The organism is Pseudomonas sp. 3296, from assembly GCF_031456615.1.
Lineage (GTDB): Bacteria > Pseudomonadota > Gammaproteobacteria > Pseudomonadales > Pseudomonadaceae > Aquipseudomonas > Aquipseudomonas mucoides.
Genome location: NZ_JAVDUY010000002.1, coordinates 161,957 through 186,571, shown reverse-complemented (window position 1 = coordinate 186,571; position 24,615 = coordinate 161,957). Strand labels below are relative to the sequence as shown.

The 24,615-nt window shown below is 60.2% G+C and carries 20 protein-coding genes; 10 read left to right on the top strand and 10 right to left on the bottom strand.

The features are described 5' to 3' along the window. Nucleotides 1-3: 3 nt before the first annotated feature. Nucleotides 4-999, bottom strand: a complete 996-nt coding sequence (locus J2X66_RS05325) for a metalloregulator ArsR/SmtB family transcription factor (protein WP_310261823.1) — start codon at nucleotides 997-999, stop codon at nucleotides 4-6. A gap of 273 nt (nucleotides 1,000-1,272) precedes the next feature. Between J2X66_RS05325 and tkt the strand changes: the two genes are divergently transcribed. From tkt to fba, 6 genes are all read left to right on the top strand, one after another. Then, nucleotides 1,273-3,270, top strand: a complete 1,998-nt coding sequence (gene tkt, locus J2X66_RS05320; protein WP_310261820.1) for a transketolase — start codon at nucleotides 1,273-1,275, stop codon at nucleotides 3,268-3,270. Nucleotides 3,271-3,410: 140 nt separating this feature from the next. After that, nucleotides 3,411-4,460 carry an erythrose-4-phosphate dehydrogenase gene (gene epd / locus J2X66_RS05315; protein ID WP_310261816.1) on the top strand — a complete coding sequence of 350 codons (1,050 nt, stop codon included), beginning with the start codon at nucleotides 3,411-3,413 and terminating at the stop codon, nucleotides 4,458-4,460. A 17-nt stretch (nucleotides 4,461-4,477) separates the two neighbouring features. Then, nucleotides 4,478-5,641 carry a phosphoglycerate kinase gene (locus tag J2X66_RS05310; RefSeq protein WP_027926616.1) on the top strand — a complete coding sequence of 388 codons (1,164 nt, stop codon included), beginning with the start codon at nucleotides 4,478-4,480 and terminating at the stop codon, nucleotides 5,639-5,641. A 34-nt stretch (nucleotides 5,642-5,675) separates the two neighbouring features. Beyond that, complete coding sequence (locus J2X66_RS05305; protein ID WP_310261810.1) at nucleotides 5,676-5,897, top strand: hypothetical protein; 222 nt, start codon at nucleotides 5,676-5,678, stop codon at nucleotides 5,895-5,897. 56 nt (nucleotides 5,898-5,953) lie between these two features. Then, nucleotides 5,954-6,286, top strand: a complete 333-nt coding sequence (locus J2X66_RS05300) for an MliC family protein (protein WP_027926618.1) — start codon at nucleotides 5,954-5,956, stop codon at nucleotides 6,284-6,286. 125 nt (nucleotides 6,287-6,411) lie between these two features. Beyond that, nucleotides 6,412-7,476: a class II fructose-bisphosphate aldolase gene (gene fba / locus J2X66_RS05295; protein ID WP_007945427.1), complete on the top strand. Its 1,065-nt coding sequence runs from the start codon at nucleotides 6,412-6,414 to the stop codon at nucleotides 7,474-7,476. Between the two features lie 80 nt (nucleotides 7,477-7,556). Here fba and J2X66_RS05290 read toward each other — a convergent pair whose 3' ends face one another. Continuing rightward, nucleotides 7,557-8,225 (bottom strand): polysaccharide lyase family 7 protein, encoded by a 669-nt coding sequence (locus J2X66_RS05290; RefSeq protein ID WP_310261802.1) that lies wholly within the window; start codon nucleotides 8,223-8,225, stop codon nucleotides 7,557-7,559. 324 nt (nucleotides 8,226-8,549) lie between these two features. On the opposite strand from J2X66_RS05290, the gene J2X66_RS05285 reads away from it, so the two are divergent. From J2X66_RS05285 to J2X66_RS05275, 3 genes are read left to right on the top strand one after another with little or no spacing between them, the layout of a single operon-like run. Continuing rightward, nucleotides 8,550-10,673, top strand: a complete 2,124-nt coding sequence (locus J2X66_RS05285; protein WP_310261799.1) for an EAL domain-containing protein — start codon at nucleotides 8,550-8,552, stop codon at nucleotides 10,671-10,673. A 45-nt stretch (nucleotides 10,674-10,718) separates the two neighbouring features. Beyond that, nucleotides 10,719-11,210, top strand: a complete 492-nt coding sequence (locus J2X66_RS05280) for a M48 family metallopeptidase (protein ID WP_027926624.1) — start codon at nucleotides 10,719-10,721, stop codon at nucleotides 11,208-11,210. Between the two features lie 25 nt (nucleotides 11,211-11,235). Continuing rightward, nucleotides 11,236-11,532 (top strand): helix-turn-helix domain-containing protein, encoded by a 297-nt coding sequence (locus tag J2X66_RS05275; protein WP_027926625.1) that lies wholly within the window; start codon nucleotides 11,236-11,238, stop codon nucleotides 11,530-11,532. Nucleotides 11,533-11,629: 97 nt separating this feature from the next. Here J2X66_RS05275 and J2X66_RS05270 read toward each other — a convergent pair whose 3' ends face one another. Continuing rightward, a complete protein-coding gene (locus J2X66_RS05270) occupies nucleotides 11,630-12,082 on the bottom strand; it encodes a GNAT family N-acetyltransferase (RefSeq protein ID WP_310261797.1) in 453 nt (150 codons plus the stop codon). 256 nt (nucleotides 12,083-12,338) lie between these two features. Between J2X66_RS05270 and J2X66_RS05265 the strand changes: the two genes are divergently transcribed. After that, entirely contained in the window at nucleotides 12,339-13,076 is a 738-nt protein-coding gene (locus J2X66_RS05265) for a transporter substrate-binding domain-containing protein (RefSeq protein ID WP_310261793.1), read from the top strand. Between the two features lie 46 nt (nucleotides 13,077-13,122). On the opposite strand, the gene yccS is transcribed toward J2X66_RS05265, so the two are convergent. From yccS to betA, 7 genes are all read right to left on the bottom strand, one after another. Next, on the bottom strand, nucleotides 13,123-15,306 hold the full coding sequence (gene yccS / locus J2X66_RS05260) for a YccS family putative transporter (RefSeq protein WP_310261790.1): 2,184 nt from the start codon (nucleotides 15,304-15,306) through the stop codon (nucleotides 13,123-13,125). 222 nt (nucleotides 15,307-15,528) lie between these two features. Continuing rightward, complete coding sequence (locus tag J2X66_RS05255; RefSeq protein WP_310261787.1) at nucleotides 15,529-16,707, bottom strand: NAD(P)/FAD-dependent oxidoreductase; 1,179 nt, start codon at nucleotides 16,705-16,707, stop codon at nucleotides 15,529-15,531. Nucleotides 16,708-16,850: 143 nt separating this feature from the next. After that, nucleotides 16,851-18,236, bottom strand: coding sequence for an ATP-dependent RNA helicase DbpA (dbpA, locus tag J2X66_RS05250; protein ID WP_310261785.1), 1,386 nt, complete (start codon nucleotides 18,234-18,236; stop codon nucleotides 16,851-16,853). A gap of 57 nt (nucleotides 18,237-18,293) precedes the next feature. Continuing rightward, a complete protein-coding gene (mdtD, locus tag J2X66_RS05245) occupies nucleotides 18,294-19,721 on the bottom strand; it encodes a multidrug transporter subunit MdtD (RefSeq protein WP_310261783.1) in 1,428 nt (475 codons plus the stop codon). A 58-nt stretch (nucleotides 19,722-19,779) separates the two neighbouring features. Beyond that, nucleotides 19,780-21,117 (bottom strand): metallopeptidase TldD-related protein, encoded by a 1,338-nt coding sequence (locus J2X66_RS05240; protein ID WP_310261780.1) that lies wholly within the window; start codon nucleotides 21,115-21,117, stop codon nucleotides 19,780-19,782. After that, complete coding sequence (locus J2X66_RS05235; RefSeq protein ID WP_310261778.1) at nucleotides 21,117-22,559, bottom strand: TldD/PmbA family protein; 1,443 nt, start codon at nucleotides 22,557-22,559, stop codon at nucleotides 21,117-21,119. The genes J2X66_RS05240 and J2X66_RS05235 overlap by 1 nt, the downstream gene beginning before the upstream one ends. A 285-nt stretch (nucleotides 22,560-22,844) precedes the next feature. Next, entirely contained in the window at nucleotides 22,845-24,548 is a 1,704-nt protein-coding gene (gene betA / locus J2X66_RS05230) for a choline dehydrogenase (protein WP_027926634.1), read from the bottom strand. Nucleotides 24,549-24,615 lie beyond the last annotated feature (67 nt).

The window sequence follows — 24,615 nt, the reverse complement described above, 5'->3', positions numbered from 1 at the left end:
AATTTACCGATGGTGAGTGTCGCCAGCCGGTCGCTGAAAATGGCGGACCTGGATCTGGAAACCATTACGTAAGCCTACATAGAGGCTTTCCCCGGGAACGAGTCCCGCAGCGGTGGCCCAACGGGCCAAATCGTCCTGTTCAAACCCCAACCAGAGATCACCGCAGGCCTCCCTGGCCCAACTCTGATTGTGGCTACATAACTCTGTCACGAGCAGGCTACCGCCCGGTTGCAGCAAGTCGGCCATGTGCTTGAGTGCTTCGGCCGGCGCGGCGAAATGGTGCAATACCATGTTCAGTACAACGCAGTCGGCCTGAAGACTGACACCGTTCAATGCATCGGCCAATTGCAGGCTGACGTTAGCCAGCTTTTCACGTTCGCAGACCTGGCGCGCCAGTTCGAGCATCGCCGGGCTGTTGTCCAGCGCAGTGACTTCATTGAAGCGGCGCGCCAGTTCCGGCAGAAACTCGCCGTCACCGGGGCCGACTTCAATGGCCGTGGCGCCTTTGCCGAAACCCAGCTTGTCGAGCAAGGCCACCACGCTTTCGCGGTATTGCGGCAGGCCGGCGATCAAGTCTTGCTGGGCGCGAAATTTCTCCGCAACCCGTGAGAAAAAGTCCTGGCTGGCCGCCGCTCGTTGCCCGTGCACCTGACCAATCCGCGACTGCACATCAGCCGGCAGGGTCAGGTTGTCCACTTCTTCCAGCAGGGCGGCGTGGAGCTTGCCGCCCAGCAGGTCGGTGTGGGGCAGGGCGCGACGGTAGAAAATCGCGTTGCCTTCACGGCGGGTCGCCACCAGGTCAGCCTGGGCCAGTACCTTGAGGTGATGACTCATGCCGGATTGGCCAATGCCGAAGATCTGCGCCAGTTCCAGCACACCGAACGAATCGTTGGCCAGCGCGCGCAATACATTCAGACGCAGAGGGTCGCCGCCGGCCTTGCAGAGGGCTGCCAGCTCGTCGCAATCGTCATGTTGAATGGAAGGCACGCGTAAATTCATAAGGCCAGCAGTCTAGTGACGGGTCGAAATCACTGCAAGAGCAATATCAAAAAGTTTTGATATTGCTCGATAGATGGCACTTCTCGACGTTAGGTTCTGTCAACAAACGGACAGCGGAAAGGTTTCACCCGTCGAAACCGCCGTTATCACATGGAAAAACGCCTCCAGATGACTATCTGTCATTGCCCCGAGGCGGCCCGGTGAGGGAAAATGCTCGCCTTTTTTCCGATTCGTTTTATTCACTCTCGATTCAATATCCGCAGGAGAACAGCGATGCCCAGCCGTCGTGAGCGTGCCAACGCCATTCGTGCCCTCAGCATGGATGCCGTGCAAAAAGCCAACAGCGGCCATCCCGGTGCCCCTATGGGTATGGCGGATATCGCCGAAGTACTTTGGCGTGACTACCTGAAGCACAACCCGAGCAATCCATCGTTCGCCGACCGTGACCGCTTCGTGCTGTCCAACGGCCACGGTTCGATGTTGATCTACTCGCTGCTGCACCTGACCGGCTACGACCTGTCGATCGATGACCTGAAAAACTTCCGCCAGCTGCACAGCCGCACCCCGGGTCACCCGGAATTCGGCTACACCCCAGGCGTTGAAACCACCACCGGTCCACTGGGCCAAGGCCTGGCGAACGCCGTCGGTTTTGCCCTCGCAGAAAAAGTCCTGGCGGCGCAATTCAACCGTCCTGGCCACAACGTTGTAGATCATCACACCTACGTGTTTCTGGGTGATGGCTGCATGATGGAAGGCATTTCCCATGAAGTCGGCTCCTTGGCCGGTACTTTGGGCCTGGGCAAACTGATCGCTTTCTACGATGACAACGGCATCTCCATCGACGGCGAAGTCGAAGGCTGGTTCACCGACGACACGCCGAAGCGTTTCGAAGCCTACAACTGGCAAGTGATCCGTAACGTCGACGGTCATGACCCGGAAGAGATCAAGACCGCGATCGAAACCGCGCGCAAAAGCGATCAGCCAACCCTGATCTGCTGCAAGACCACCATCGGTTTCGGTTCGCCGAACAAGCAAGGCAAAGAAGACTGCCATGGCGCCCCGTTGGGTGACGCGGAAATCGCTCTGACCCGTGCTGCCCTGAAGTGGAACCACGGTCCGTTCGAAATTCCGGCTGACATTTACGCCGAGTGGGACGCCAAGGAAGCCGGTAAAGCGGCCGAAGCCGAGTGGGATCAGCGTTTTGCTGCTTACTCCGCTGCGTTCCCTGAACTGGCCAACGAACTGGTCCGTCGCCTGAGCGGCGAGCTGCCGGCTGACTTCGCTGAAAAAGCCTCGGCTTATATCGCTGAAGTCGCGGCCAAGGGCGAAACCATCGCCAGCCGTAAAGCCAGCCAGAACGCCCTGAACGCCTACGGCCCGCTGTTGCCTGAACTGCTGGGCGGCTCCGCTGACCTGGCCGGTTCCAACCTGACCCTGTGGAAAGGTTGCAAAGGTGTTACGGCTGAAGACGCCAGCGGCAACTACATGTACTACGGCGTTCGCGAGTTCGGGATGAGCGCGATCATGAACGGCGTGGCGCTGCACGGCGGTCTGGTGCCTTATGGCGCGACCTTCCTGATGTTCATGGAATACGCACGCAACGCCGTACGTATGGCCTCGCTGATGAAGAAACGCGTGGTGTTCGTCTACACCCACGACTCCATCGGTCTGGGCGAAGACGGCCCGACTCACCAGCCAATCGAGCAACTGACCAGCCTGCGCAGCACCCCGAACCTCGACACCTGGCGCCCAGCGGATGCCGTTGAATCGGCCGTATGCTGGAAGCTGGCTCTGGAACGCAAGGACGGCCCTTCGGCGCTGATCTTCTCGCGCCAGAACCTGCAGCACCAGGATCGCAACGCCCTGCAAATCGCCGACATCGCCCGTGGCGGTTACGTGTTGAAGGATTGCGACGGCGAGCCTGAGCTGATTCTGATCTCTACCGGTTCGGAAGTGGGCCTGGCGGTTCAGGCGTACGACAAGCTGACCGGACAGGGTCGCAAAGTGCGTGTTGTCTCGATGCCTTGCACCAGCGTGTTCGATGCTCAGGACGCCGACTACAAGCAAGCGGTTCTGCCGTTGCAAGTCAGTGCCCGTATTGCCATCGAAGCCGCTCACGCGGACTACTGGTACAAGTACGTGGGCCTGGAAGGTCGCGTGATCGGCATGACCACCTACGGCGAGTCGGCGCCTGCGCCTGCCTTGTTCGAAGAGTTCGGTTTCACCTTGGAAAACATCCTGGGTCAGGCTGAAGAACTGCTGGAAGACTAAGTCCGACAGTTGTGTTGTTCGGGCTGATGCCATCGCGAGCAGGCTCACTCCCACAGGCCATGTAGGAGTGAGCCTGCTCGCGATAGCGTAGGTCCAGGCAATACAAAACTGACGGATTCACCCCGGTAATCGAGAACCCCATGCCTCAACCGCGTCCTTACAAAGTTGCACTCAACGGCTACGGCCGGATTGGTCGTTGCGTCTTGCGTGCGTTGTTTGAGCGAGGCGAAAAGGCCGGGTTTGAAATTGTCGCGATCAACGATCTGGCTGACATGGCCAGCATCGAATACCTGACACGCTTCGACTCCACTCACGGGCGTTTTCCCGGCGAAGTGCGGGTTGAGGGCGATTGTCTGCATATTAATGGCGACTGCGTGAAGGTACTGCGCAGTGCCACCCCCGAAGGCATCGATTGGGCGTCGTTGGGCGTCGATCTGGTGCTGGAGTGCTCCGGCGCTTATCACACCCGCGAAGACGGCCAGCGGTTCCTCGACGCCGGCGCGCCGCGTGTGCTGTTTTCCCAGCCGATGGCCAGCGAGGCAGATGTCGACGCCACCATCGTCTACGGCGTGAACCAGAATTGCCTGACCGGCGACGAACTGCTGGTGTCCAACGCGTCCTGCACCACCAACTGCGGCGTGCCGCTGTTGCGTCTGCTGGATCAGGCCATCGGCCTGGAATATGTGTCGATCACCACTATTCATTCGGCGATGAACGATCAGCCGGTGATTGACGCCTACCATCACGAAGACTTGCGCCGCACCCGTTCGGCGTTCCAGTCGGTGATCCCGGTGTCCACCGGTCTGGCGCGCGGCATCGAACGCCTGCTGCCGGAACTTGCCGGGCGAATTCAGGCCAAAGCCGTACGAGTGCCGACGGTTAACGTGTCTTGCCTCGACATTACGATGCAGACCGTCAGCGACACCGACGCCACCGAGGTCAACCGGATTCTGCGCGAGGCCGCCACCAGTGGCCCGCTTAAAGGCTTGCTGGCCTACACCGAGCTTCCCCACGCAAGCTGTGATTTTAATCATGACCCACATTCGGCCATTGTCGATGCCAGTCAGACTCGAGTTTCCGGCCCGCGGCTGGTGAACATCCTGGCCTGGTTCGACAACGAATGGGGGTTTGCCAACCGAATGCTGGACGTTGCAGAACACTATCTGCAAACAGCTTCTCCAAAACAGTAACTCAGGAATTGCGACCCATGACCGTGTTGAAGATGTCCGACCTCGATCTGCAAGGTAAGCGCGTACTGATTCGCGAAGACCTCAACGTCCCAGTCAAGGACGGTGTTGTCACCAGCGATGCGCGAATCCTGGCTTCGCTGCCGACCATCAAGCTGGCCCTGGAGAAAGGCGCGGCCGTGATGGTCTGCTCGCACCTTGGCCGTCCGACCGAAGGCGAATTCTCGGCCGAGAACAGCCTCAAGCCAGTGGCTGACTACCTGAGCAAGGCCCTGGGCCGCGAAGTGCCGCTGGTCGCTGATTATCTGGGCGGCGTCGACGTGAAAGCCGGCGACATCGTGCTGTTCGAAAACGTGCGCTTCAACAAAGGCGAGAAAAAGAACGCTGACGAACTGGCCCAGCAATACGCCGCCCTGTGCGACGTGTTCGTGATGGACGCCTTCGGCACCGCGCACCGTGCCGAGGGTTCGACCCACGGCGTGGCCAAGTTCGCCAAAGTCGCTGCGGCTGGCCCGTTGCTGGCTGCCGAGCTGGACGCACTGGGCAAAGCCCTCGGTGCTCCGGCCCAGCCAATGGCTGCCATCGTTGCCGGCTCCAAGGTCTCGACCAAACTCGACGTATTGAACAGCCTGAGCCAGATCTGCAACCAGTTGATCGTTGGCGGCGGCATTGCCAACACCTTCCTGGCGGCTGCCGGTCACCCGGTCGGCAAGTCCCTGTACGAACCGGACCTGCTGGACACCGCTCGCGAAATCGCTGCCAAAGTCAGCGTGCCATTGCCGGTGGACGTTGTGGTTGCCAAGGAATTCGCTGAAAGCGCGACCGCTACCGTCAAGCTGATCGCTGATGTGGCTGCCGACGACATGATCCTGGACATCGGCCCGCAGACCGCAGCGAATTTCGCCGAGCTGCTGAAGTCGTCCAAGACCATTCTGTGGAACGGCCCGGTTGGCGTGTTTGAATTCGACCAGTTCGGCAACGGCACCAAAGTGCTGGCCCAGGCTATCGCCGAAAGCTCGGCGTTTTCCATCGCTGGCGGCGGCGACACCCTGGCGGCCATCGATAAATATGGCGTTGCGGATCAGATCTCCTACATTTCTACCGGCGGCGGCGCGTTCCTCGAATTCGTCGAAGGCAAAGTGCTGCCAGCCGTTGAAGTCCTGGAAAGCCGGGCAAAGGCCTGAGGCTGCCCATTTGACCAGGCAAAGGAGTGTTTACATGGTCAAGACGTTAACGCTGTTGATCGCAGCGTGCATGCTGGCGGCTTGCGGGAGTAACCCGAAAGCCACGCCAGAGCCTGCGCCGCAGTCGCAGGAAAAAGGCTGCTACCAGGCCGACTGGCAAGCGGAAACCAATCCTGTGCTAAACAAGCGTTCCGGTCCCGATGGCCTGGATAAATACGAGACACAGACACCCGCCAAGGAACATGGTTGTCCTTGACGGGTCTGACTCATTACTCAGGGCTGGCGGCGTGCGCTGTCAGTCGAGGAACATGGATGAAAGGTTTTATCGCCGTTACGGCGTTGGCGTTGCTGGCCGGTTGCGCTCAGTTGAACCTGTTCCAGTCGTCCGCCCCTGTGGATAACTGGACCACCTGGACCTGTGACAGCCAGGCCAAAGTGCTGTGGCGCTACACCGACGACAGCCGCAAGGAAGTCGACGTGCGCCTCGGCGGAGCCGATCAGGTGTACCGCTTGAAGCAGGAGCCGGGCGCCGAAGGTTCGTTGTACAGCAATGACATGCTGGCGTTTCACGTAAAAGGTGAGGAAGGCCTGGTGTACTGGGTCGCCACCAATGATTTGATTGGCCGCGGTTGTAAAGCGCAGTAATTGACACTTTGGCAACACCCGAATTCGCAGCCCGGGGCCACCCCCGATCTGCAATAACTTGAATAGCCGCCGCCGCTACGGCAGGCTGGCACGATTAACGACCCAAACCGGGAGAGACACACACAATGGCACTTATCAGCATGCGCCAGATGCTGGACCACGCAGCCGAGTTCGGCTACGGCGTTCCAGCCTTCAACGTCAACAACCTTGAGCAGATGCGCGCCATCATGGAAGCCGCTGACAAGACTGACTCTCCGGTGATCGTCCAGGCCTCGGCCGGTGCTCGCAAATACGCTGGCGCCCCGTTCCTGCGCCACCTGATCCTGGCGGCGATCGAAGAATTCCCGCACATCCCGGTGTGCATGCACCAGGACCACGGCACCAGCCCTGACGTCTGCCAGCGCTCCATCCAACTGGGCTTCAGCTCGGTGATGATGGACGGTTCCCTGGGCGAAGACGGCAAGACTCCGACCGACTACGACTACAACGTCCGTGTTACCCAACAAACCGTGGCCATGGCTCACGCCTGCGGCGTTTCGGTCGAAGGCGAGCTGGGCTGCCTGGGTTCGCTGGAAACCGGCATGGCCGGTGAAGAAGACGGTATCGGCGCCGAAGGCGTTCTGGATCACAGCCAAATGCTGACTGACCCGGAAGAAGCCGCTGACTTCGTCAAACGCACTCAAGTGGATGCCCTGGCCATCGCCATCGGCACCAGCCACGGCGCGTACAAGTTCACCAAGCCGCCTACCGGCGACGTGCTGGCCATCGACCGTATCAAAGAAATCCACAAACGCATCCCGAACACCCACCTGGTGATGCACGGTTCTTCTTCGGTTCCGCAAGAGTGGCTGGCGATCATCAACCAGTACGGCGGCGACATCAAAGAAACCTACGGCGTGCCGGTTGAAGAAATCGTCGAAGGCATCAAGCACGGCGTGCGTAAGGTCAACATCGACACCGACCTGCGTCTGGCGTCCACCGGTGCGATGCGTCGCCTGATGGCCACCAACCCGAGCGAGTTCGACCCGCGCAAGTTCTTCGGCGCGACTGTGACTGCCATGCGTGATGTGTGCATCGACCGTTATAACCAGTTTGGTACGGCCGGTAATGCTTCGAAGATCAAGCCGATCTCGTTGGAAGGGATGTATCAGCGTTATCTGAAAGGTGAGTTGAACGCCAAGGTTAACTAAGACCTTGATTGTTTGAGTTGCATAAAAAAAACCCGCCGAGAGGCGGGTTTTTTAATGCCTGAAAATGGGCTCCGGTGTTTTTACTTGTCGTGATCGATGTCCAGCTTGCTGAACGTCACCTTCCCGCCTTCGCTGGTGTACCCGGTGTTGTCTTGCACATAGACCCCGGCCTTGAAATACAGTGGCTTGTCCCGCCACGTCGCGCTGATGTTGGTGTCCCACTGGTAGCCGGCCGCGCTGATGCCCAATGCACCGCCGGGACTCAGGTGGATGAGGTAGGAAAACTCCTGATCCATCTTTATGCCGGTGGCGATGGTGATCACCCGACCTTCATCGTCATCCGGATGCATGCGCACTTTGGCGACGATGTTGCCGGTGGCGGTGCTGGTCTTGTACTGATACTCGACCTTAACCATCGGTCTTTGGCTTTCATACGCATGGATCTGGCCAATAACGATCTTTCCTGAACTCGGTACCTGATTCACCGCCAGCGTCGCTCGCAGGGAGTTGTCGGCGTCCGGGTAGAGCCAGTTTTTCAGGGTGCCGTTGCTGTAGGTTTCGCGAAGTTCAGTGCGCGGATATTTGGCATTGGCCGTTTTGGAACCGGTAACCGGTGCCCAGAAAAACAACGTGCCGGTGTCGGAGTGGAAGTATTGGTCCTTGAAGCCGTCCACCAGTTTGGCGGTTTCAACGGTATACGGCGGATTGCCAACGGGAACGCTGAGGTTCCAGGTTGCGAGATCGATCATAGACAAAGCTTCCACAATTTTTTTGCTGCACGCGCGTGCCAGAAGCTCTAGCCCGCGCATCGGGGGGCGGTCTTTATAAGCGTACGAGGCCACTTTGTTAATGCCCATCCGGCAGAGATTTGGCGTCAACGTCCTGTCGAAATGCCATCTTTCCCGGTTTTCGGGGCTCTCAGCACCGACCGTTAGTCGGCAAATGAACGCGTTAGTTAAATGGTGGCGCTCTGATGGCTTCTGCTTTTGTGGATCCCGGTCTAGAGTGAAGGCCTAGTATTTGTCCGGTTTTCACGAGAAGCCGGCCTGACGTCCTCGAACAAGAGAAGCAGCATGGAATGCGCGCAACCCACGCCAGCCGAAGGCAACTCGATCCTTTTAATCGTTGATGATTACCCTGAAAACCTGATCAGCATGCGCGCGTTGCTCCAGCGCCAGGACTGGCAGGTCATGACCGCTGCCTCCGGCTTCGAAGCGCTCAGCCTGTTGCTCGAACACGATGTCGACCTGGTGCTGCTCGATGTGCAAATGCCGGGCATGGACGGTTTTGAAGTCGCGCGCCTGATGCGCGGCAGCCAGCGAACCCGCCTTACGCCAATCATCTTCCTCACCGCCAACGAACAATCCCCGGACGCGGTGATCAAGGGCTACGCCAGCGGCGCGGTGGATTACCTGTTCAAACCGTTCGATCCGCAAATCCTCAAGCCTAAAGTCCAGGCTCTACTGGAACACCAGCGCAATCGCCGGGCGTTGCAGCGCCTGAGCCACGACCTGGAAGTCGCGCGCGCGTTTAATGCTTCGGTGCTGGAGAACGCGGCCGAAGGCATTCTGGTGGTGAGTGAGGGCGGGGTTATCCGTTTTGCCAACCCGGCGATGTCGCGGCTGCTGAATGCCACGGTGCAGGAGCTGCAAGGCAGGGATTTTCTGGACTTCCTGCAAAAACCGCACATCCCGGTCTGGCTGGAATCCGAGATTTATACCGGTTACAAGCGTGGCGAAACCTTGCGCCTGCATGACGCACTGTTGCGTACCGCGCCCGGTCAGCAAGTGCCGGTGGCGCTGTCGTGCGCGCCATTGCCCGCTGAACAGCGCGCGATGGTGGTGACCGTGCTGGACATGTCGGTGGTGCGCCACCTGCATCAGCAACTGGAATTCCAGGCCGTGACCGATCCATTGACCGGCCTGCTCAATCGTCGGGGTTTCTACCAGACCGTTGAAAACCTGTTGCTGCGCGGTGAGCGCACCGACAGCGCCTGGGTGCTGCTGTACCTGGACCTCGACGGCTTCAAACGGGTCAATGACTCCCTCGGCCACGATGCCGGCGACCGCGTGCTGCGCTGGGTGTCCGAGCAGTTGAAGGCCTGCTTGCGGCCGTTCGACATTCTGGCACGGATGGGCGGCGATGAATTTACGGCGCTGCTGGATCTTGAGTTTCCCGAGCAGGCGGCGAAGATTGCGGAAAAACTCATCGAGCGGGTATCCATTTGTCAGCAGATCGATGGCCTGGAAATCACCTTGGGCGCCAGCATCGGGATTGCGACGTTTCCGGATTGCGGGGCCAACCTCGACGGTTTATTGCGCGCCGCGGACATTGCCATGTACGAAGCCAAGCGCGCGGGCCGTCAGCAGTACCGTTTCTACGATCACGAGATGAACGGCCGGGCGCGTTCGCGGCTGATGCTCGAAGAGAGCGTGCGCACGGCCATCGAAAACCGTGATTTCAATTTGGTGTACCAACCTCAAGTGTCCATTGCCAATGGACAGGTTCGCGGGTTCGAGGCGCTGCTGCGCTGGCAGCACCCGAGTGTCGGCGACGTCCCGCCGGGGCTGTTTTTGCCGTTGCTGGAAGAGGCGCGGTTGATCAGTCGGCTGGGCAGCTGGATTTACCATCGCGGCGCCGGGCAGCGAAAGGCTTGGGAAACCCTGTTTGCCGAGGACCTCGTGCTCGGCGTCAGTCTGAGCAGCACGCAGTTCGGCATGCCCAACCTGGTCACCGAGTTGCGCCAGGTGCTGGAGCGCCATGGCCTGCAACCGCGTCATCTGGAAGTCGAAGTAACGGAAGAAGCGCTGATGCAAAACCCGGAAGAAACCCATAAGACCCTGCGTCTGCTGCGCAATCTTGGGGTACGGGTGGCACTCGATGACTTTGGTTCGGGACCCTGCTCGCTGGCGCATCTGCGGGACCTGGAACTGGACACGCTCAAGCTCGACCGGCATTTGATCGCCCGCCTGCCCGAGTCCTCAAGGGATGCCGCGCTGGTGCGCACTGTGATCGACCTGTGCAAGCAATATGGAATGCTGGTGATCGCCGAAGGGGTGGAAACCGTTGCGCAGTACCAATGGCTGCAAGCGAATGGCTGTGAGTATGTGCAGGGTTTTCTGGTGGCGCGACCGATGATGGCCGAGGACGTCGGCGACTTTGTGCGGCCGTTCGACTGGAGCGCACTGAGCAATTGAATTCGCTACACTGACGACCTTTTCGTGATTCGTGTTGCCGCCCCAATGACCGCGTTGAAATACCTCCAGGCCTATCCTGCTGCACTGCAGGATCAAGTGCGCCAACTGATCGCCGACGATCGGCTGGGCGATTACCTGACAAAGCGCTATCCGGAAAAGCACGGTGTGCAGAGCGACAAGGCGCTGTACACCTACGCGCTGGACCTCAAGCAGGAATACCTGCGAAATGCTCCGGCTATCGACAAAGTGTTGTTCGATAACCGTCTGGACCTCACGCATCGCGCCCTTGGCTTACACACCACGATCTCGCGGGTGCAGGGCGGCAAGCTCAAGGCCAAGAAAGAAATCCGTGTGGCCTCGCTGTTCAAGGAGGCGCCTTCGGAGTTTCTGAAAATGATTGTGGTACATGAGTTGGCGCACTTTAAAGAGTCGGATCACAACAAAGCGTTCTACAAACTCTGCGAACACATGCTGCCGGGCTATCACCAGGTGGAGTTTGACCTGCGGGTGTACCTGACCTGGCGGGACATGCAATAACGGATCAACGGCCGGGAGTGTTTGAATGGAAGTCAGCAAGACCAAGAGCAGTTTTTACCGCCGGTTGTATGTGGCGTACTTGATCGACAGCGGGCTGGCGAGCAGCGTCCCGGCCTTGACCGAAGTCACCGGCATGCCCCGGCGCACGGCGCAGGATACGATTGCGGCGTTGGCGGACCTGGACATCATTTGCGAGTTCGAACAGGAAGAAGGTGCGCGCAATCATGCGGGGCGTTATCGGATTCGTGAGTGGGGGGCGATTGATCGGGGGTGGATCGAGCGGAACTTGCGGCAGATCAAAGAGGTGCTTGAGTACCCCTAGCTTTTGCGGTGTTGCAGCTGACGCCATTGCGAGCAAGCTCGGTTCCTACAGGATTGAGGTGATCCCTGTGGGAGCGAGCTTGCTCGCGATGGGGGACTTAAGGCCGACGCATCCCAATGTGCGGAATGCCATCCTCGACATACTCCTCACCCGCCACCACAAACCCGTACTTCCCGTAATATCCCTGCAAATGCGCCTGGGCCGACAGGTAAACCGGCATGTCCGGCCAATGTTTCTCAGCCTGCTTCAACGCCTGCGCCATCAGCTCATGCCCAATCCCGGTGCCACGGGCCGTCGGGGCAACGATCACCCGGCCAATCACCACATCTCCTCCTTGTAGCTGCGGATCGAGCAATCGCAGGTAACCCACCAGCCGATTCTCGTCCCATGCCATCAAATGGCAGGTGTCACCTTCCAGGTCCTGGCCATCGATGTCTTGATAGACGCATTTCTGCTCGACGACGAACACCTCTGAGCGCAGTTGCAGAATGGCGTACAGCTGTTCCTTGCCCAAATCGCTGTGGTGTTTGCAGATCCAGTCAATTGTCATATTCACTTTCCTTGAGCATCGTCGCTCGATACTAAGCGTCCTGAGGATCATTGTCTTTATGGCGGGGAAATCTGTGACAAAGGCCAAAATGCCATCATTCATTTCGCGCGGCGCCGTCTTCTTTGTGTAATCTTCGATGACGCGCTGTGCAATGGCTTCAATGAGCTAATGTTGAGTACCTGGCTGCCGGTACACGGGTCTTGGAGTTTGGGCTGAAAAACACGTCGGGCTACCCGCTCGCTAAGGATTTTCTAGCATGCCGCGATTGCATCGAGCTTCTGCTTTGATCGTATTGCTGTTGCTGACACAAGGCGTGGCCGCGGAAAAGCTGCGTCTGGTCGCCGACGCCTGGCCGCCCTTTACCGACGCGACGCTGGTCAACGGCGGATTGGCGACGGACATCGTCACGACCGCGCTGGCACGCGCAGGCTATGCCAGTGATTTCGAGCAGGTGCCCTGGGCCCGAGCGTTATTGGGTGTAGGCGAGGGGCGTTATGACGTGCTGGTCAACGCCTGGTACACCGCTGATCGCACCAAGCTGGGCCAGTTCTCCGGCGAATACCTGCTGAATCGTGTGCGCTTCCTGAAACGCAAAGATTCGCCGATCGAATACAACAACTTGCAGCAACTGCACACCTATCCGATTGCGATCGTGCGCGGCTACGCCTATTCGCCGGAGTTCGATGACGATGCGTCACTGCAGAAAGTCCCGGTGCACAACTTTTCCATGGCCGTGCGCATGGTCGCGGCGGATCGGGTGAAGTTGACGCTGGAAGATGAGTACGTCGCCCGTTATTACCTGGCGCGTGAATCATCCAAAGTGCGTAATGCGGTGGAGTTTCTGCCCAAGCCGTTGAGTGAGAACAGCCTGCATATTTTGGTCAGTCTGAAGAACCCGCAGCATGAGCAGATCGTTGCCGGGTTTGACCGTGAGATTGCCGAGATGAAGGCGGATGGCAGTTATGAACGGTTGATGAAGCAGCATGGGATGTGAGGCTGATCCGATGTTTGTGTTGAGGCCGGCCAAGCCTCCGCAAGTCTCAAGCCTCGCTGGTGTCTTTGATCAAATGCGCCGCCAACGTCCGCAACGGCCCCAGTTGCCGACAAATCAACGCCAACTGCGTCTGCACCAACCGTTGCCCTTCATCGATTTCATCGGGCATCTGCTCAAGCGAATTGGCCAGGGCCTCTTCTTCATCACTCTGAATCGCCACCGGCGTTTTACTCGCCAGGCCTTGGGCGATCTCGTCAATGCTCGCTGCCAGGCTCACGCCGGCACCTTCAATCAACTGCTCACGAACATCCGCCGGTAGCGCCGTTTCGCGGTGCGCCCCCAGCCCGGACAAATAGCTGAGCAAAGTGTGCGACAGCACCAGGAAACGAAACCCGACATCCGCTTCTTTTCGGAAGTGCCCAGGCTCCATGAGCATGTTGGCCAGCGTCGTCGACAATGCTGCGTCGGCGTTGTGCGCGTTGCGTCGAGCCAGGCGATACGCCAGGTCGTCACTTTTGCCGGCGGCGTATTGCTGCATGATCTGGCGCAGGTAAATGCTGTTACAGGTCAGGGTGTTGGCCAGCACTTTGTTCAGGCGTCGGCCCTGCCAGTCCGGCAGGAACAGGAACACCGCCAGACCGGCGATCAGGCTGCCGAGCAACGTATCGAGCAGTCGCGGCAGGAACAGTCCGTACCCGTCGCCGACCTGATTGAAGCAGAACAGCACCATCAAGGTGATCGCGGCCGTGGCCAAGGTGTAGCGGGTGGTGCGGTTGATAAAGAACACCACGCCGGCGGCGATGGCGAAGCACGACTGAATCAGCGGATTCGGGAACAGATCGAACAGTGCCCAGGCCAAGGTCAGGCCGATCGCCGTGCCAATGATCCGCTGGCCGAGTTTGCGTCGGGTCGCGCCGTAGTTCGGCTGGCACACGAACAACGTGGTGAGGATGATCCAGTAGCCTTGCGAGGGGTGAATCAAATGCACCATGCCGTAGCCGATGCTCAGCGCCAGGGGCAAACGCAGTGCATGGCGAAACAGCAGCGACGTCGGCGTCAGTTGGGTGCGCAAGCGTATCCACACATCTTTGAGGCTGCGCGGCGAACGGTCGAGCAGGCTGCTGTCGGTGGCATCGGCCAGGGCGTCCGGGTTGCTCGCGTCGCTGAGCAAGCGGTCGAGTGTCGAGAGGTTGGCCGTTAGCGCCCGCAGCGAGCGCAGCAGGCCGCGCCAGGCCGGGTTGCTCTGGATGCGCAGGTGTTCGATGGAGGCGTTCAGGTCGCCCAGGGCTTCGGCGAAGCTTGCGTCGTAGACGAACGGCTGACGCATCTGGATCGATTCGGCCAAGGCGCGGCACGCCTTGCCTTGCTGACGCAGCAGGCGCTGACAGCGGAACAGCACGTCGCTGTGAAAAAATGCCTCGGCGAGTGCGTTGTAAGGGTAATGCGACGAACTGGCGCGCTCATGGATGTCCTGGGCGAGGAAGTACAGCTTCAGGTAGCGGCTGACTTTCGAGCCCGGCCGCCCGTTGCCGACCCGGTGCAAAATGATTTCCTTGGCCGAATTCAATGCTGCCACCACCCGACCGTTTTGCTGGGCCAGTTCCAGGCGCCGCGCTTCCACGTCCATCTGCCTGATCGGCTCGAACAGTGACGATTTCAGCTTGAGGTAGAAACCCAACTCACGGAACAGCCGCGCCAGACTCTGCTGCACCGGCTGATTGGAAAACATCGCCTGCCACAGCACCGACAGAAAACCATACCAGGCTGCACCGGCCACCAGCAGCACCGGTTCATGCCAGAAGTCGGTAACGGCGCCACCGCGCTGGTCCACGCCGATCATCGTGTAGACCGACAGAATCAGCGTCGCCGAGGCAATGGCGCCATAGCGTTCGCCGAGGGCGCCGAGCATGGTCAGGCCAAAACTGGCCAGGGCCAGGGCGATGATGAAAATGTAGGGGTAGGGGAACAACAGTTCGACGGAGAAGGCGGCGACGCTGAAGCACACCAGCGTCACGGCGAGCGCGTTGAGGCGGCCCTGCCAACTGTCGTCGGTTTCGGCCAGGGCGCTGGCGATGATCCCCAGGAACAACGGGATCAGCAGGCCCATTTCATCCTGATACCAACAGACCGCCATGCTGCCGGTCAGGGCGATGAACACCCGCACGCTGTAGCTGAATTTATCCAGCGCCCAGAGGCGACGCAGAGACTGACTGAGAGGAGTCGATGACATGAAGTGCGAAGGCCTTCCGAGGCAATGACGCTAAATTGAGCCAGTAATGACGCCGACGCAATGGCGTCGATCACATCTGACAGCAAAATCTGTTCCTTGATATCACACAGGGTCAATGTAGGAGTGAGCCTGCTCGCGATGAGGACGGTACATTCAACATCTCTGTCGACTGTTACACCGCTAGCGCGAGCAGGCTCACTCCTACATGGGTTTTGTGTTGCTTCAGGCGTACTGCGCGGCAGCGTAGCCTGAGGCCCAGGCCCACTGGAAGTTGAAGCCGCCCAGATGCCCTGTCACGTCGAGCACTTCGCCGATGAAGTACAGGCCAGGGCTTTTCAACGATTCCATGGTTTTGGACGACACTTCGTGGGTGTCGACGCCGCCCAGGGTCACTTCCGCCGTGCGATAGCCTTCGGTACCGGCCGGCACCACTTTCCAGCTCGCCAGTTTTTCGGCGATGTCGGCAATTTCTGCGTGGGTGTACTGCTTCATCGGTTTGGACACGAACCAGTTATCCGCCAGCAGGTTGGCCATCTTCTTGGTGAAGATTTCCCCCAGCAAGGTTTTCAGTTCGCTGTTCGGGCGTTCGGCCTGCTGCTGTTGCAGCCACTCATGCGCGTTGTGGTCCGGCATCAGGTTGATCTCGACCGTGTCGCCGGATTCCCAGAACGAAGAAATCTGCAAGATCGCCGGGCCGCTGAGGCCGCGGTGAGTGAACAGGATGTTCTCGCGGAAACTCTGCTCGTTGCAGCTCACCAGGCAATCCACCGACGTACCGGACAGCTCGGTGCAAAGCTCTTTCAACTGATCGGTGATGGTGAACGGCACGAGGCCGGCGCGGGTGGGCAGCAGTTCGTGGCCGAACTGTCTGGCAACCTGATAACCGAAACCGGTCGCGCCCAGCGTCGGGATCGACAGGCCGCCTGTGGCGATGACCAAAGACTCACAGGTGATCTGGCCCATCGTGGTGTCCAGCAGGTAACCGCTTTCGAGTTTTTCGATGGTCTGGATCGAGGTGTCCAGGTGCAGGCTGACGCCCACCTGATCGCACTCGTTGAGCAGCATCTCGAGGATGTCGCTGGATTTGTTATCGCAAAACAACTGCCCGAGCTTTTTCTCGTGGTACGGCACGCCATGTTTGGCGACCATGCCGATGAAATCCCACTGGGTGTAGCGCGCCAATGCGGATTTGCAGAAGTGTTCGTTCTGCGAGAGAAAATTGCCGGGTTCGGTGTACATGTTGGTGAAATTGCAGCGGCCACCGCCCGACATCAGGATTTTTTTGCCAGCCTTGTTTGCATGGTCGAGCAACATCACCTTGCGCCCGCGCCCGGCGGCGGTCAGCGCACACATCAACCCTGCGGCGCCAGCGCCAATGATCACGACTTCGGTAGAGCGCAAAACGGTGTCCTCTTGGTGTGTCACCACAAAACAAACTGTGGGAGCGAGCCTGCTCGCGAAAGCGGTGTGTCAGTCAGCCTATTAGCCAACTGACAAATTGCATTCGCGAGCAGGCTCGCTCCCACAAGGGAAATGCGTTGTTCTTACAGGATGCGAACGCGCAGCGAACGGCCTTTGATCTTGCCGTCATTCAGGCGCTGCAAGGCTTGCTTGGCGATCCCGCGCTCCACGGCCACATAGGCCTGGAAGTCGAAAATCGCGATCTTGCCAACCTGGGCGCCTGGGATGCCGGCATCGCCAGTCAGTGCGCCCAGGATGTCACCCGGACGAACTTTGTCTTTACGACCCGCGCCGATGCACAGCGTGCTCATGACCGGCAGCAGCGGACCACCGCCCTGGGACGTGAGGTTGTCCACCAGATCCCAGTTCAACGGCGCCTTCTGCAGTTGCTCGATGGCTTGGGCGCGGTGTGCTTCGGACGGTGCAACCAGGCTGATCGCAATGCCTTTCTCGCCAGCGCGGCCGGTACGGCCGACACGGTGAATGTGAATTTCCGAGTCGCGGGCCAGCTCGACGTTGATCACCATGTCCAGCGCATCGATGTCCAGACCGCGCGCGGCGACGTCGGTGGCGACCAGTACCGAGGTACTGCGATTGGAGAACATGGCCAGCACTTGATCGCGATCACGCTGTTCCAGATCGCCATGCAGGCCGACGGCCGAGATGCCTTTGGACGTCAGGTGATCAACGGTTTCCTGAACCTGCTGCTTGGTGAAGCAGAACGCCACGCAAGAAGCTGGGCGGAAGTGGCCAAGGACCTTGGTCACCGCGCTCATGCGGTCATCCGGGGAGATCTCGTAGAAACGCTGCTCGATCTGCGTGTCGTCATGGAACGCCTCGGCCTTAACGATCTGAGGGTTGCGCATGAATTTCGCGGCGAGTTGCTTGATGCCCGACGGGTACGTGGCCGAGAACAACAGGGTCTGGCGACGTTCCGGGGTCTGGGCAATGATTTCTTCGATGGAGTCGTAGAAACCCATGTCGAGCATGCGGTCGGCTTCGTCGAGGATCAGCGTGTTCAGGCCATGCAGAACCAGCGAACCTTTGCGCAAATGCTGCTGGATACGGCCCGGGGTGCCGACGATGATGTGTGCGCCGTGTTCCAGCGAGCCGATCTGCGGGCCGAAGGAAACGCCGCCGCACAAGGTCAGGATCTTGATGTTGTCTTCGGCGCGGGCCAGACGACGGAGTTCCTTGGCGACCTGGTCTGCCAGCTCGCGCGTCGGGCAGATAACCAGCGCCTGGCAACCGAAGAAGCGCGGATTGATCGGGTTCAGCAGGCCGATACCGAAGGCGGCGGTCTTGCCGCTGCCGGTCTTGGCCTGGGCGATCAGGTCCATCCCCTTGAGGATCACCGGCAAGCTTTGCGCCTGGATCGGCGTCATCTCGGCATAACCCAAAGAGTCGAGGTTAGCCAGCATGGCGGCGGACAGCGGCAAAGTATTAAAAGCGGTGGCGATGGTGGTCACGGGACTGGCCTGCAAAACAAAATGTCGCGCAGTGTATCAGTCCCGGGGCCATTCGCCCTAAGGCTCGATGTGTTCTTCCGGACGTTTGACGCGCCGTCCGTCTTCCTTTGAGAGCTGGGAAAAGATCGTCGCGGCCAGCATGGCCATGATTCCGACCGTGACAAACGTCAGTTGGAACGCGCCCAAGACCGTCTCGACACCATCGTTTCCGATCTCGGCGGTAAAGCCGCCGAGCAACGCACCGGCGCAGGCAACGCCCAGGCTCAGGGACAATTGCGCGACCACCGACAACAAGCTATTGCCGCTGCTGGCGCTGGCGTCGTCGAGGTCAATCAGGGTGACGGTGTTCATCGCGGTAAATTGCAGGGAGTTGATCGCTCCGAGAATCGCCAGCAGGCACAGTAGCAGCCAGTACGGCGTCTGTTCGCTGACCAGGCCCATGCTCGCGAGCATGATGCCCAGCGCCAGGGTGTTGCCGGTCAGCACGATGCGATAGCCCAAACGCTCGATCAACGGTCGCGCTACCCACTTGGCAATCATCGCCGCCGCGGCCAGCGGCAGCATGCTCATCCCCGCCTGCGACGGCGAATAACCCAGCGCCACTTGCAGCAGCAACGGCACGAGGAAGGGCAGTGCGCCGCTGCCGAGGCGGGCGAACAGGTTGCCGAGGATGCCCACGGCGAAGGTTCGGGTCTTGAACAGCGAGGGGGCGAACAGCGGGTTTTCAGTATGCCCGGCACGCAACCAGTACGCCGCCAGACAGGCCATGCCACCGAACAGCAGCAGCATCACACGCAGGTGGGGCAGGTGCAGTTCGCCCAGGCCTTCCATGGCGACGGTGATCAGAATCATCGCCGCGCCGAACAGCACGAACCCGAGGCTATCGAAGCGGGTGCGCTCGGTGCCGCGCAGGTCCGGGATGAATTTCCACACGGCGTAGCAACCGACCAGCCCGACGGGCAGGTTGATCAGGAAGATCCAGTGCCAGGTCAGGTACTCGACCATCCAGCCGCCCATGGTCGGGCCGATCAAGGGGCCGAGCAGGCCGGGAATGGTGATGAACCCCATTATCCGCACCAGTTCCGAACGGGGGTAGGCGCGCAGCACCACGAGGCGCCCGACCGGCAACATCAACGCGCCGCCCAGGCCCTGAATGATCCGGGCACCGATCAGCAGGCTCAGGCTGGTCGACAAGGCACAGAGCAACGAGCCGAGGCTGAACAGAAGGATCGCGCCGAAGAAGATTTTCCGGGTGCCGAAACGGTCGGCGATCCAGCCGGAAGCGGGGATCAGCAAGGCGACGGTGAGCATGTAGGCGATGATCACGCCCTGCATGCGCAACGGATCTTCCGCCAGGTCTCGGGCCATGGCCGGCAGGGCGGTATTGAGGATGGTGCCGTCGAGGGACTGCATGAAAAACGCGATGGCGACGACCCACGGCACCCAGCGGGCGGTGACAGCGTCGAGAGGCGGGCGGTTGGGCATGGGACCTCTTGCGGGTTGGAGTTGATCGTTCCCACGCGGAGCGTGGGAACGATCTGGGTCAGAGGGTCAAGGTGAGTTTGCTGATCAGTGCCCCCGGCAACAACGCCGAAGCCGTGGCCCGTTGACTGTAGGTACTCGCCGACAGCAACAACTCGCGCTCCTCGGTCAACGCCTCCAACTGCGAACCGAGCAAACTGTAAGCACTGTCATCAAAACGCATGGTGCTCACCGGTGCCTGAATCTCGCCGTTCTCGACCCAGAACGTCGCAAACCGCGTCATGCCAGTCATGCGTGCCCCCGGTTGGTCGGAGTAATTCAAGTACCAGAGGTTGCTGATGTACAACCCCGTGCCCAGTTGCTTGAGGATCTCGGCTTCAGGCAACGTCCCGGCCGCCATGTTCAAAGCACTCGGCATTTCACCGCCACCCGCTCCATTGGCGGTCAAGCCGTATTCCGCCGCGCTGCGGGAACTGACCATTTGCGCACCGGCCTTGCCTTCGACGATCAACCCCAGATCACTGCGGGGATAACCTTCGCCGGAGAATGCCGGGCTCAACGAGCCACTGACTTTTTCATCAATGGACACCCGCGGGCTGAACGCCATGTCCCCCGCATAAAGCTTTTGCAGCGGGCTGGTTTTGCTGGCAATCGACTGCGCCGAAAAACCGCCCCAGCCGAGCATGCCCATGATTTCTTCAAGTGCCGCCGGTGCGAGATAGGCGCGGTACTGACCCGGTGCCAGAGTGCGCAACGGCCGACCAAGAAACGCCAACTGCTCACGCGCCAGAGCGAAGCGCCTGGCAAACCCTTCGCTGCTCCAGTCATGCCCGGCGTAGCTGGCTTTCACTGCCTGACCATTTTCATGAAACAGGCTGAAATCAAAGTTGAAGCTGTTGGCCTGATGCCAGCCAAACGCACCCGACGAGCTGGCGAAACCGCGACTGATGGGGCCCGCCGCGTAGAAACCCACCAAGTCCAGCCCTTCGGCGGCCTGGGTGATTTCAGCGACCACTTGCTCGGTGTCCGGCAGCGGATGCTCTTGCACATTCTGGCTCTGCCAGCCGTTGTGGTTGAGCAGCAAGTACGGATCCGGCGGCAGCAACGGCAGAATTTCGCGCAACTGTTGCAGACCTTCGGCCAGACGCTGCAGGTCCACTTCCGGATCGCCGGCCAGCGTGATATCGAGGTCGGCATGCCGGCCATCGTTGATCAGCTTGAGGCCGATGCTCGCTTGCTGCACCTGCCCGGCCTGGCGCACCTTGGCGTGGTTGAAACGCACGAAGACCGATGACTCGGCGGCGTAGCTGAGGGTGAATTGTTCCGGCTCGCGAATTGCCTCGCGCAGCCAGTTGACCAAGGCCTTGAACCCATCGGCCTGATTGTTCGACGTACTCATCAGGCGTCTCCCCCAAACACATCCACGTTACTGAACACACAGGCTGGCGACGCATGGCCGACGCGGATCACCTGGTTCGGTTCGCCCTTGCCGCAGTTCGGCGTGCCCAGGACCTTGACGGTGTTGGCGTCGCCGACGGCGCTGAGGCTTTTCCAGAACTGTGCGGAAATCGCCCGGTAGTTCGGGTTTTTCACCACGCCCTTGAGTTCGCCGTTTTCGATCAACTGCGCCCATTCACAGCCGAACTGGAACTTGTTGCGTGCATCGTCGATGGACCAGGAACGGTTGGTCGACATCATGATCCCGTGCTCGATGTTGCCAATCAGCTGCGCCAGCGGTTGATCGCCGGGTTCGATGTTGAGGTTGGCCATGCGGTCGATTGGTGGACGGTTCCAGCCGCAGGCGCGGCTGTTGGCGACACCGTTCATGCTGGCGCGGAATTGCGAGAGTGCGCCGCCCAATGGGCGCAGCAACAAGCCTTCCTTGATCAGGAATTGCTTGCTCGCGGCCGTGCCGTCGTCGTCATGGCCGTAGCTGGCGAGCTGCTCGGGGATGTCCGGGTCGAACGTCACGTTGAGCAGTTTCGAGCCGTATTGCAGGTGACCGAAGTCCTCTGCCTTGACGAAGCTGGTGCCGGCGTAATTGCGCTCGTCGCCGAGGATGCGGTCCAGTTCCAGTGGGTGGCCGATGGACTCGTGGATCTGCAGCATCATCTGGTCGGGCATCAGCAGCAGGTCGCGCGGGCCTTGCGGGGTGTTCGGCGCCAGCAGCAACTGCAGTGCCTGATCGGCGACTTGCGGGCCGGCACCGATCAAGCCGCACCGGCTGATCACATCCGCGCCGCCCTGCTGGCCGAAGTTCTCGCGGCCAAGACTGCGGGTCTGGCTGTCGCTGCCGTCATAGGCCGTGACGTCGAGGCCCGGGTAGACGAAACGCTGGGCCTGGCGCAGTTCGGCACCGGCGCTGTTGAGGTAGATCTGCTCGACGTGGGTGATGCCGATGCTGACCTGCCAGTTCACCAGCCGCTCGTCCTTGGGGACGGACGCGGATTCGGCACCGAGCAATTGATAGCAATCGCTCAAGGACGGGAAGGGCTGGTCGAGGTTCGGCGAAAAATAGTCGGCGCGGTCGCTGGAGACGAGTTGATCGCGCAGGTCGAGCAAGGCGTGAGGCTTGAGTCGGCGGGCTTGTTGTTCGGCGCGGTCCAGCGCCGATTGCAGGCCTTGTGGCGACAGGTCGTTGGTCGCGGCGTAGGCTTCGACGCCGTTGACCCGAACGGTCAGCATCGCGCCTTCATCACGGCTCAGGCTGGGAGGTTCGGCGACATTCTTGCGCACGGACAGGTATTGGCCGGACTCGCGCACATAACGCAGCGAAAAGAATTCAGCGCCCGTGCGCAAGGCAGCGAAGCGCTGCTTGAGCTGGGGGTGGAAATCGAACATTCGGGAACCTCCTTGGTATGGAGTGGCGGTGTTGCGGTGTTGCGAAGGGGGAGGTGAAACGTTTGCGTGGCGCTAGATTAGGCCTGTGCGGGGAGCGATATCAAGGGTGGAGCGGTGTAGGAAAGGATTACGTCGGTGTGTCAGCCAGGGATGTGTTGTCTGGTAGGACCCATCGCGGGCGAGCCCGCTCCCACAGGGTTCAGGTTTGATCACATATCTGCAATCCAACCGAAAACCTGTGGGAGCGGGCTTGCCCGCGATTGGCCGCGACGCGGTGTAACGGTCCTATTGCGCCGTAGGACTCACATCACGCATCGGCTTGCCACGCACCGGTGCATCACCGGCCACGAAGTAGGCAGCCTTGCTGCGCGGCAACGGCTGGCGGCCGCGGATCTTGTCGGCGATTTTCTCGGCGATCATGATCGTCGGCGCGTTCAGGTTGCCGGTGGTGATGATCGGCATGATCGAGGCATCGACCACACGCAGACCTTGCATGCCGTGCACACGGCCTTCGCCATCAACCACGGCCATCTCGTCGGTGCCCATCTTGCACGAGCAGGATGGGTGGAACGCGGTTTCGGCGTGCTCGCGAATGAACTTGTCGAGCTGCTCATCGGTTTGCACGTCGATGCCCGGGCTGATTTCACGGCCACGGAAAGCGTCCAGCGCCGGCTGCTGCATGATTTCGCGGGTCAGGCGGATGCCGTCGCGAAATTCCTGCCAGTCCTGCTCGGTGGCCATGTAGTTGAAAAGAATGCTCGGGTATTCGCGCGGGTCTTTCGACTTCGCTTGAATACGGCCACGGCTCGGCGAACGCATGGAGCCCATGTGCGCCTGGAAGCCGTGCTCTTTCACACCGTTGCTGCCGTTGTAGTTAATTGCGACTGGCAGGAAGTGGTACTGGATGTTCGGCCAATCGAATTCCGGACGGGTGCGGATGAAACCGCCGGCTTCGAACTGGTTGCTGGCGCCGATGCCGGTGCCGTTGAACAGCCACTCTGCACCGATGGCCGGTTGGTTGTACCAGAGCAGCGACGGGTACAGCGAAACCGGTTGGGTGCAGGCGTATTGCAGGTACAGCTCAAGGTGATCCTGCAGGTTTTCGCCGACGCCTGGCAGGTCATGGACTACCGGTATGTCGAGCTTGTTCAGCAGTTCGGCAGGGCCGACACCGGAGCGTTGCAGAATTTGCGGCGACGCGATGGCGCCGGAGCACAGCAGCACTTCTTTGCGGGCGCGGGCTTCAACGCGCTCTTCAGCGGCGCCGATCAGGTAACGCACGCCGACTGCACGCTTGCCTTCGAACAGAATCTTGTCGGTCAGGGCGTGGGTGACGATGGTCAGGGTCGAACGCTTCTTGGCGACGTCCAGGTAACCGCGAGCGGTGCTGGCGCGACGGCCATTCGGCGTCACGGTACGGTCCATCGGGCCGAAGCCTTCCTGCTGGTAACCGTTGAGGTCTTCGGTGCGCGGGTAACCGGCTTGCACGCCGGCTTCAACCATGGCGTGGAACAGCGGATTGTTGCCGGCTTTCGGCGTGGTCACGCTGACCGGGCCGTCGCCACCGTGGTAGTCGTTCGGGCCGATGTCGCGGGTTTCGGCTTTGCGGAAATACGGCAGGCAGTTCAGGTAATCCCAGTCTTCCAGGCCTGGCAACTTGGCCCAGTTGTCGTAGTCCATCGCGTTGCCGCGGATGTAGCACATGCCGTTGATCAGCGAGGAACCACCGAGGCCCTTGCCGCGACCGCATTCCATCCGGCGACCGTCCATGTGTGGCTCTGGATCGGTTTCGTATGCCCAGTTGTAGCGACGGCCTTGCAGCGGGAACGCCAGGGCGGCCGGCATCTGCGTGCGGAAGTCGAACCGGTAGTCCGGGCCGCCGGCCTCGAGCAGCAGGACGGTGACGCCTTCGTCTTCAGTCAGACGGGTCGCAAGTGTGTTACCGGCCGAGCCGGCACCGATGATGATGTAATCGAATTCTTGGGACATTGAATGCACCCTCTTTGAAATGGGTCAGGTCATGGCGAGTGCTGCGCACTCAATCGCGGGCAAGCCT

What these genes read in the sequence shown, in the direction of transcription:
- J2X66_RS05325 (WP_310261823.1), bottom strand. Translation starts at nt 999, where the DNA reads ATGAATTTACGCGTGCCTTCCATTCAACATGACGATTGCGACGAGCTG.
- tkt (WP_310261820.1), top strand. Translation starts at nt 1,273, where the DNA reads ATGCCCAGCCGTCGTGAGCGTGCCAACGCCATTCGTGCCCTCAGCATG.
- epd (WP_310261816.1), top strand. Translation starts at nt 3,411, where the DNA reads ATGCCTCAACCGCGTCCTTACAAAGTTGCACTCAACGGCTACGGCCGG.
- J2X66_RS05310 (WP_027926616.1), top strand. Translation starts at nt 4,478, where the DNA reads ATGACCGTGTTGAAGATGTCCGACCTCGATCTGCAAGGTAAGCGCGTA.
- J2X66_RS05305 (WP_310261810.1), top strand. Translation starts at nt 5,676, where the DNA reads ATGGTCAAGACGTTAACGCTGTTGATCGCAGCGTGCATGCTGGCGGCT.
- J2X66_RS05300 (WP_027926618.1), top strand. Translation starts at nt 5,954, where the DNA reads ATGAAAGGTTTTATCGCCGTTACGGCGTTGGCGTTGCTGGCCGGTTGC.
- fba (WP_007945427.1), top strand. Translation starts at nt 6,412, where the DNA reads ATGGCACTTATCAGCATGCGCCAGATGCTGGACCACGCAGCCGAGTTC.
- J2X66_RS05290 (WP_310261802.1), bottom strand. Translation starts at nt 8,225, where the DNA reads ATGATCGATCTCGCAACCTGGAACCTCAGCGTTCCCGTTGGCAATCCG.
- J2X66_RS05285 (WP_310261799.1), top strand. Translation starts at nt 8,550, where the DNA reads ATGGAATGCGCGCAACCCACGCCAGCCGAAGGCAACTCGATCCTTTTA.
- J2X66_RS05280 (WP_027926624.1), top strand. Translation starts at nt 10,719, where the DNA reads ATGACCGCGTTGAAATACCTCCAGGCCTATCCTGCTGCACTGCAGGAT.
- J2X66_RS05275 (WP_027926625.1), top strand. Translation starts at nt 11,236, where the DNA reads ATGGAAGTCAGCAAGACCAAGAGCAGTTTTTACCGCCGGTTGTATGTG.
- J2X66_RS05270 (WP_310261797.1), bottom strand. Translation starts at nt 12,082, where the DNA reads ATGACAATTGACTGGATCTGCAAACACCACAGCGATTTGGGCAAGGAA.
- J2X66_RS05265 (WP_310261793.1), top strand. Translation starts at nt 12,339, where the DNA reads ATGCCGCGATTGCATCGAGCTTCTGCTTTGATCGTATTGCTGTTGCTG.
- yccS (WP_310261790.1), bottom strand. Translation starts at nt 15,306, where the DNA reads ATGTCATCGACTCCTCTCAGTCAGTCTCTGCGTCGCCTCTGGGCGCTG.
- mdtD (WP_310261783.1), bottom strand. Translation starts at nt 19,721, where the DNA reads ATGCCCAACCGCCCGCCTCTCGACGCTGTCACCGCCCGCTGGGTGCCG.
- J2X66_RS05240 (WP_310261780.1), bottom strand. Translation starts at nt 21,117, where the DNA reads ATGAGTACGTCGAACAATCAGGCCGATGGGTTCAAGGCCTTGGTCAAC.
- J2X66_RS05235 (WP_310261778.1), bottom strand. Translation starts at nt 22,559, where the DNA reads ATGTTCGATTTCCACCCCCAGCTCAAGCAGCGCTTCGCTGCCTTGCGC.
- betA (WP_027926634.1), bottom strand. Translation starts at nt 24,548, where the DNA reads ATGTCCCAAGAATTCGATTACATCATCATCGGTGCCGGCTCGGCCGGT.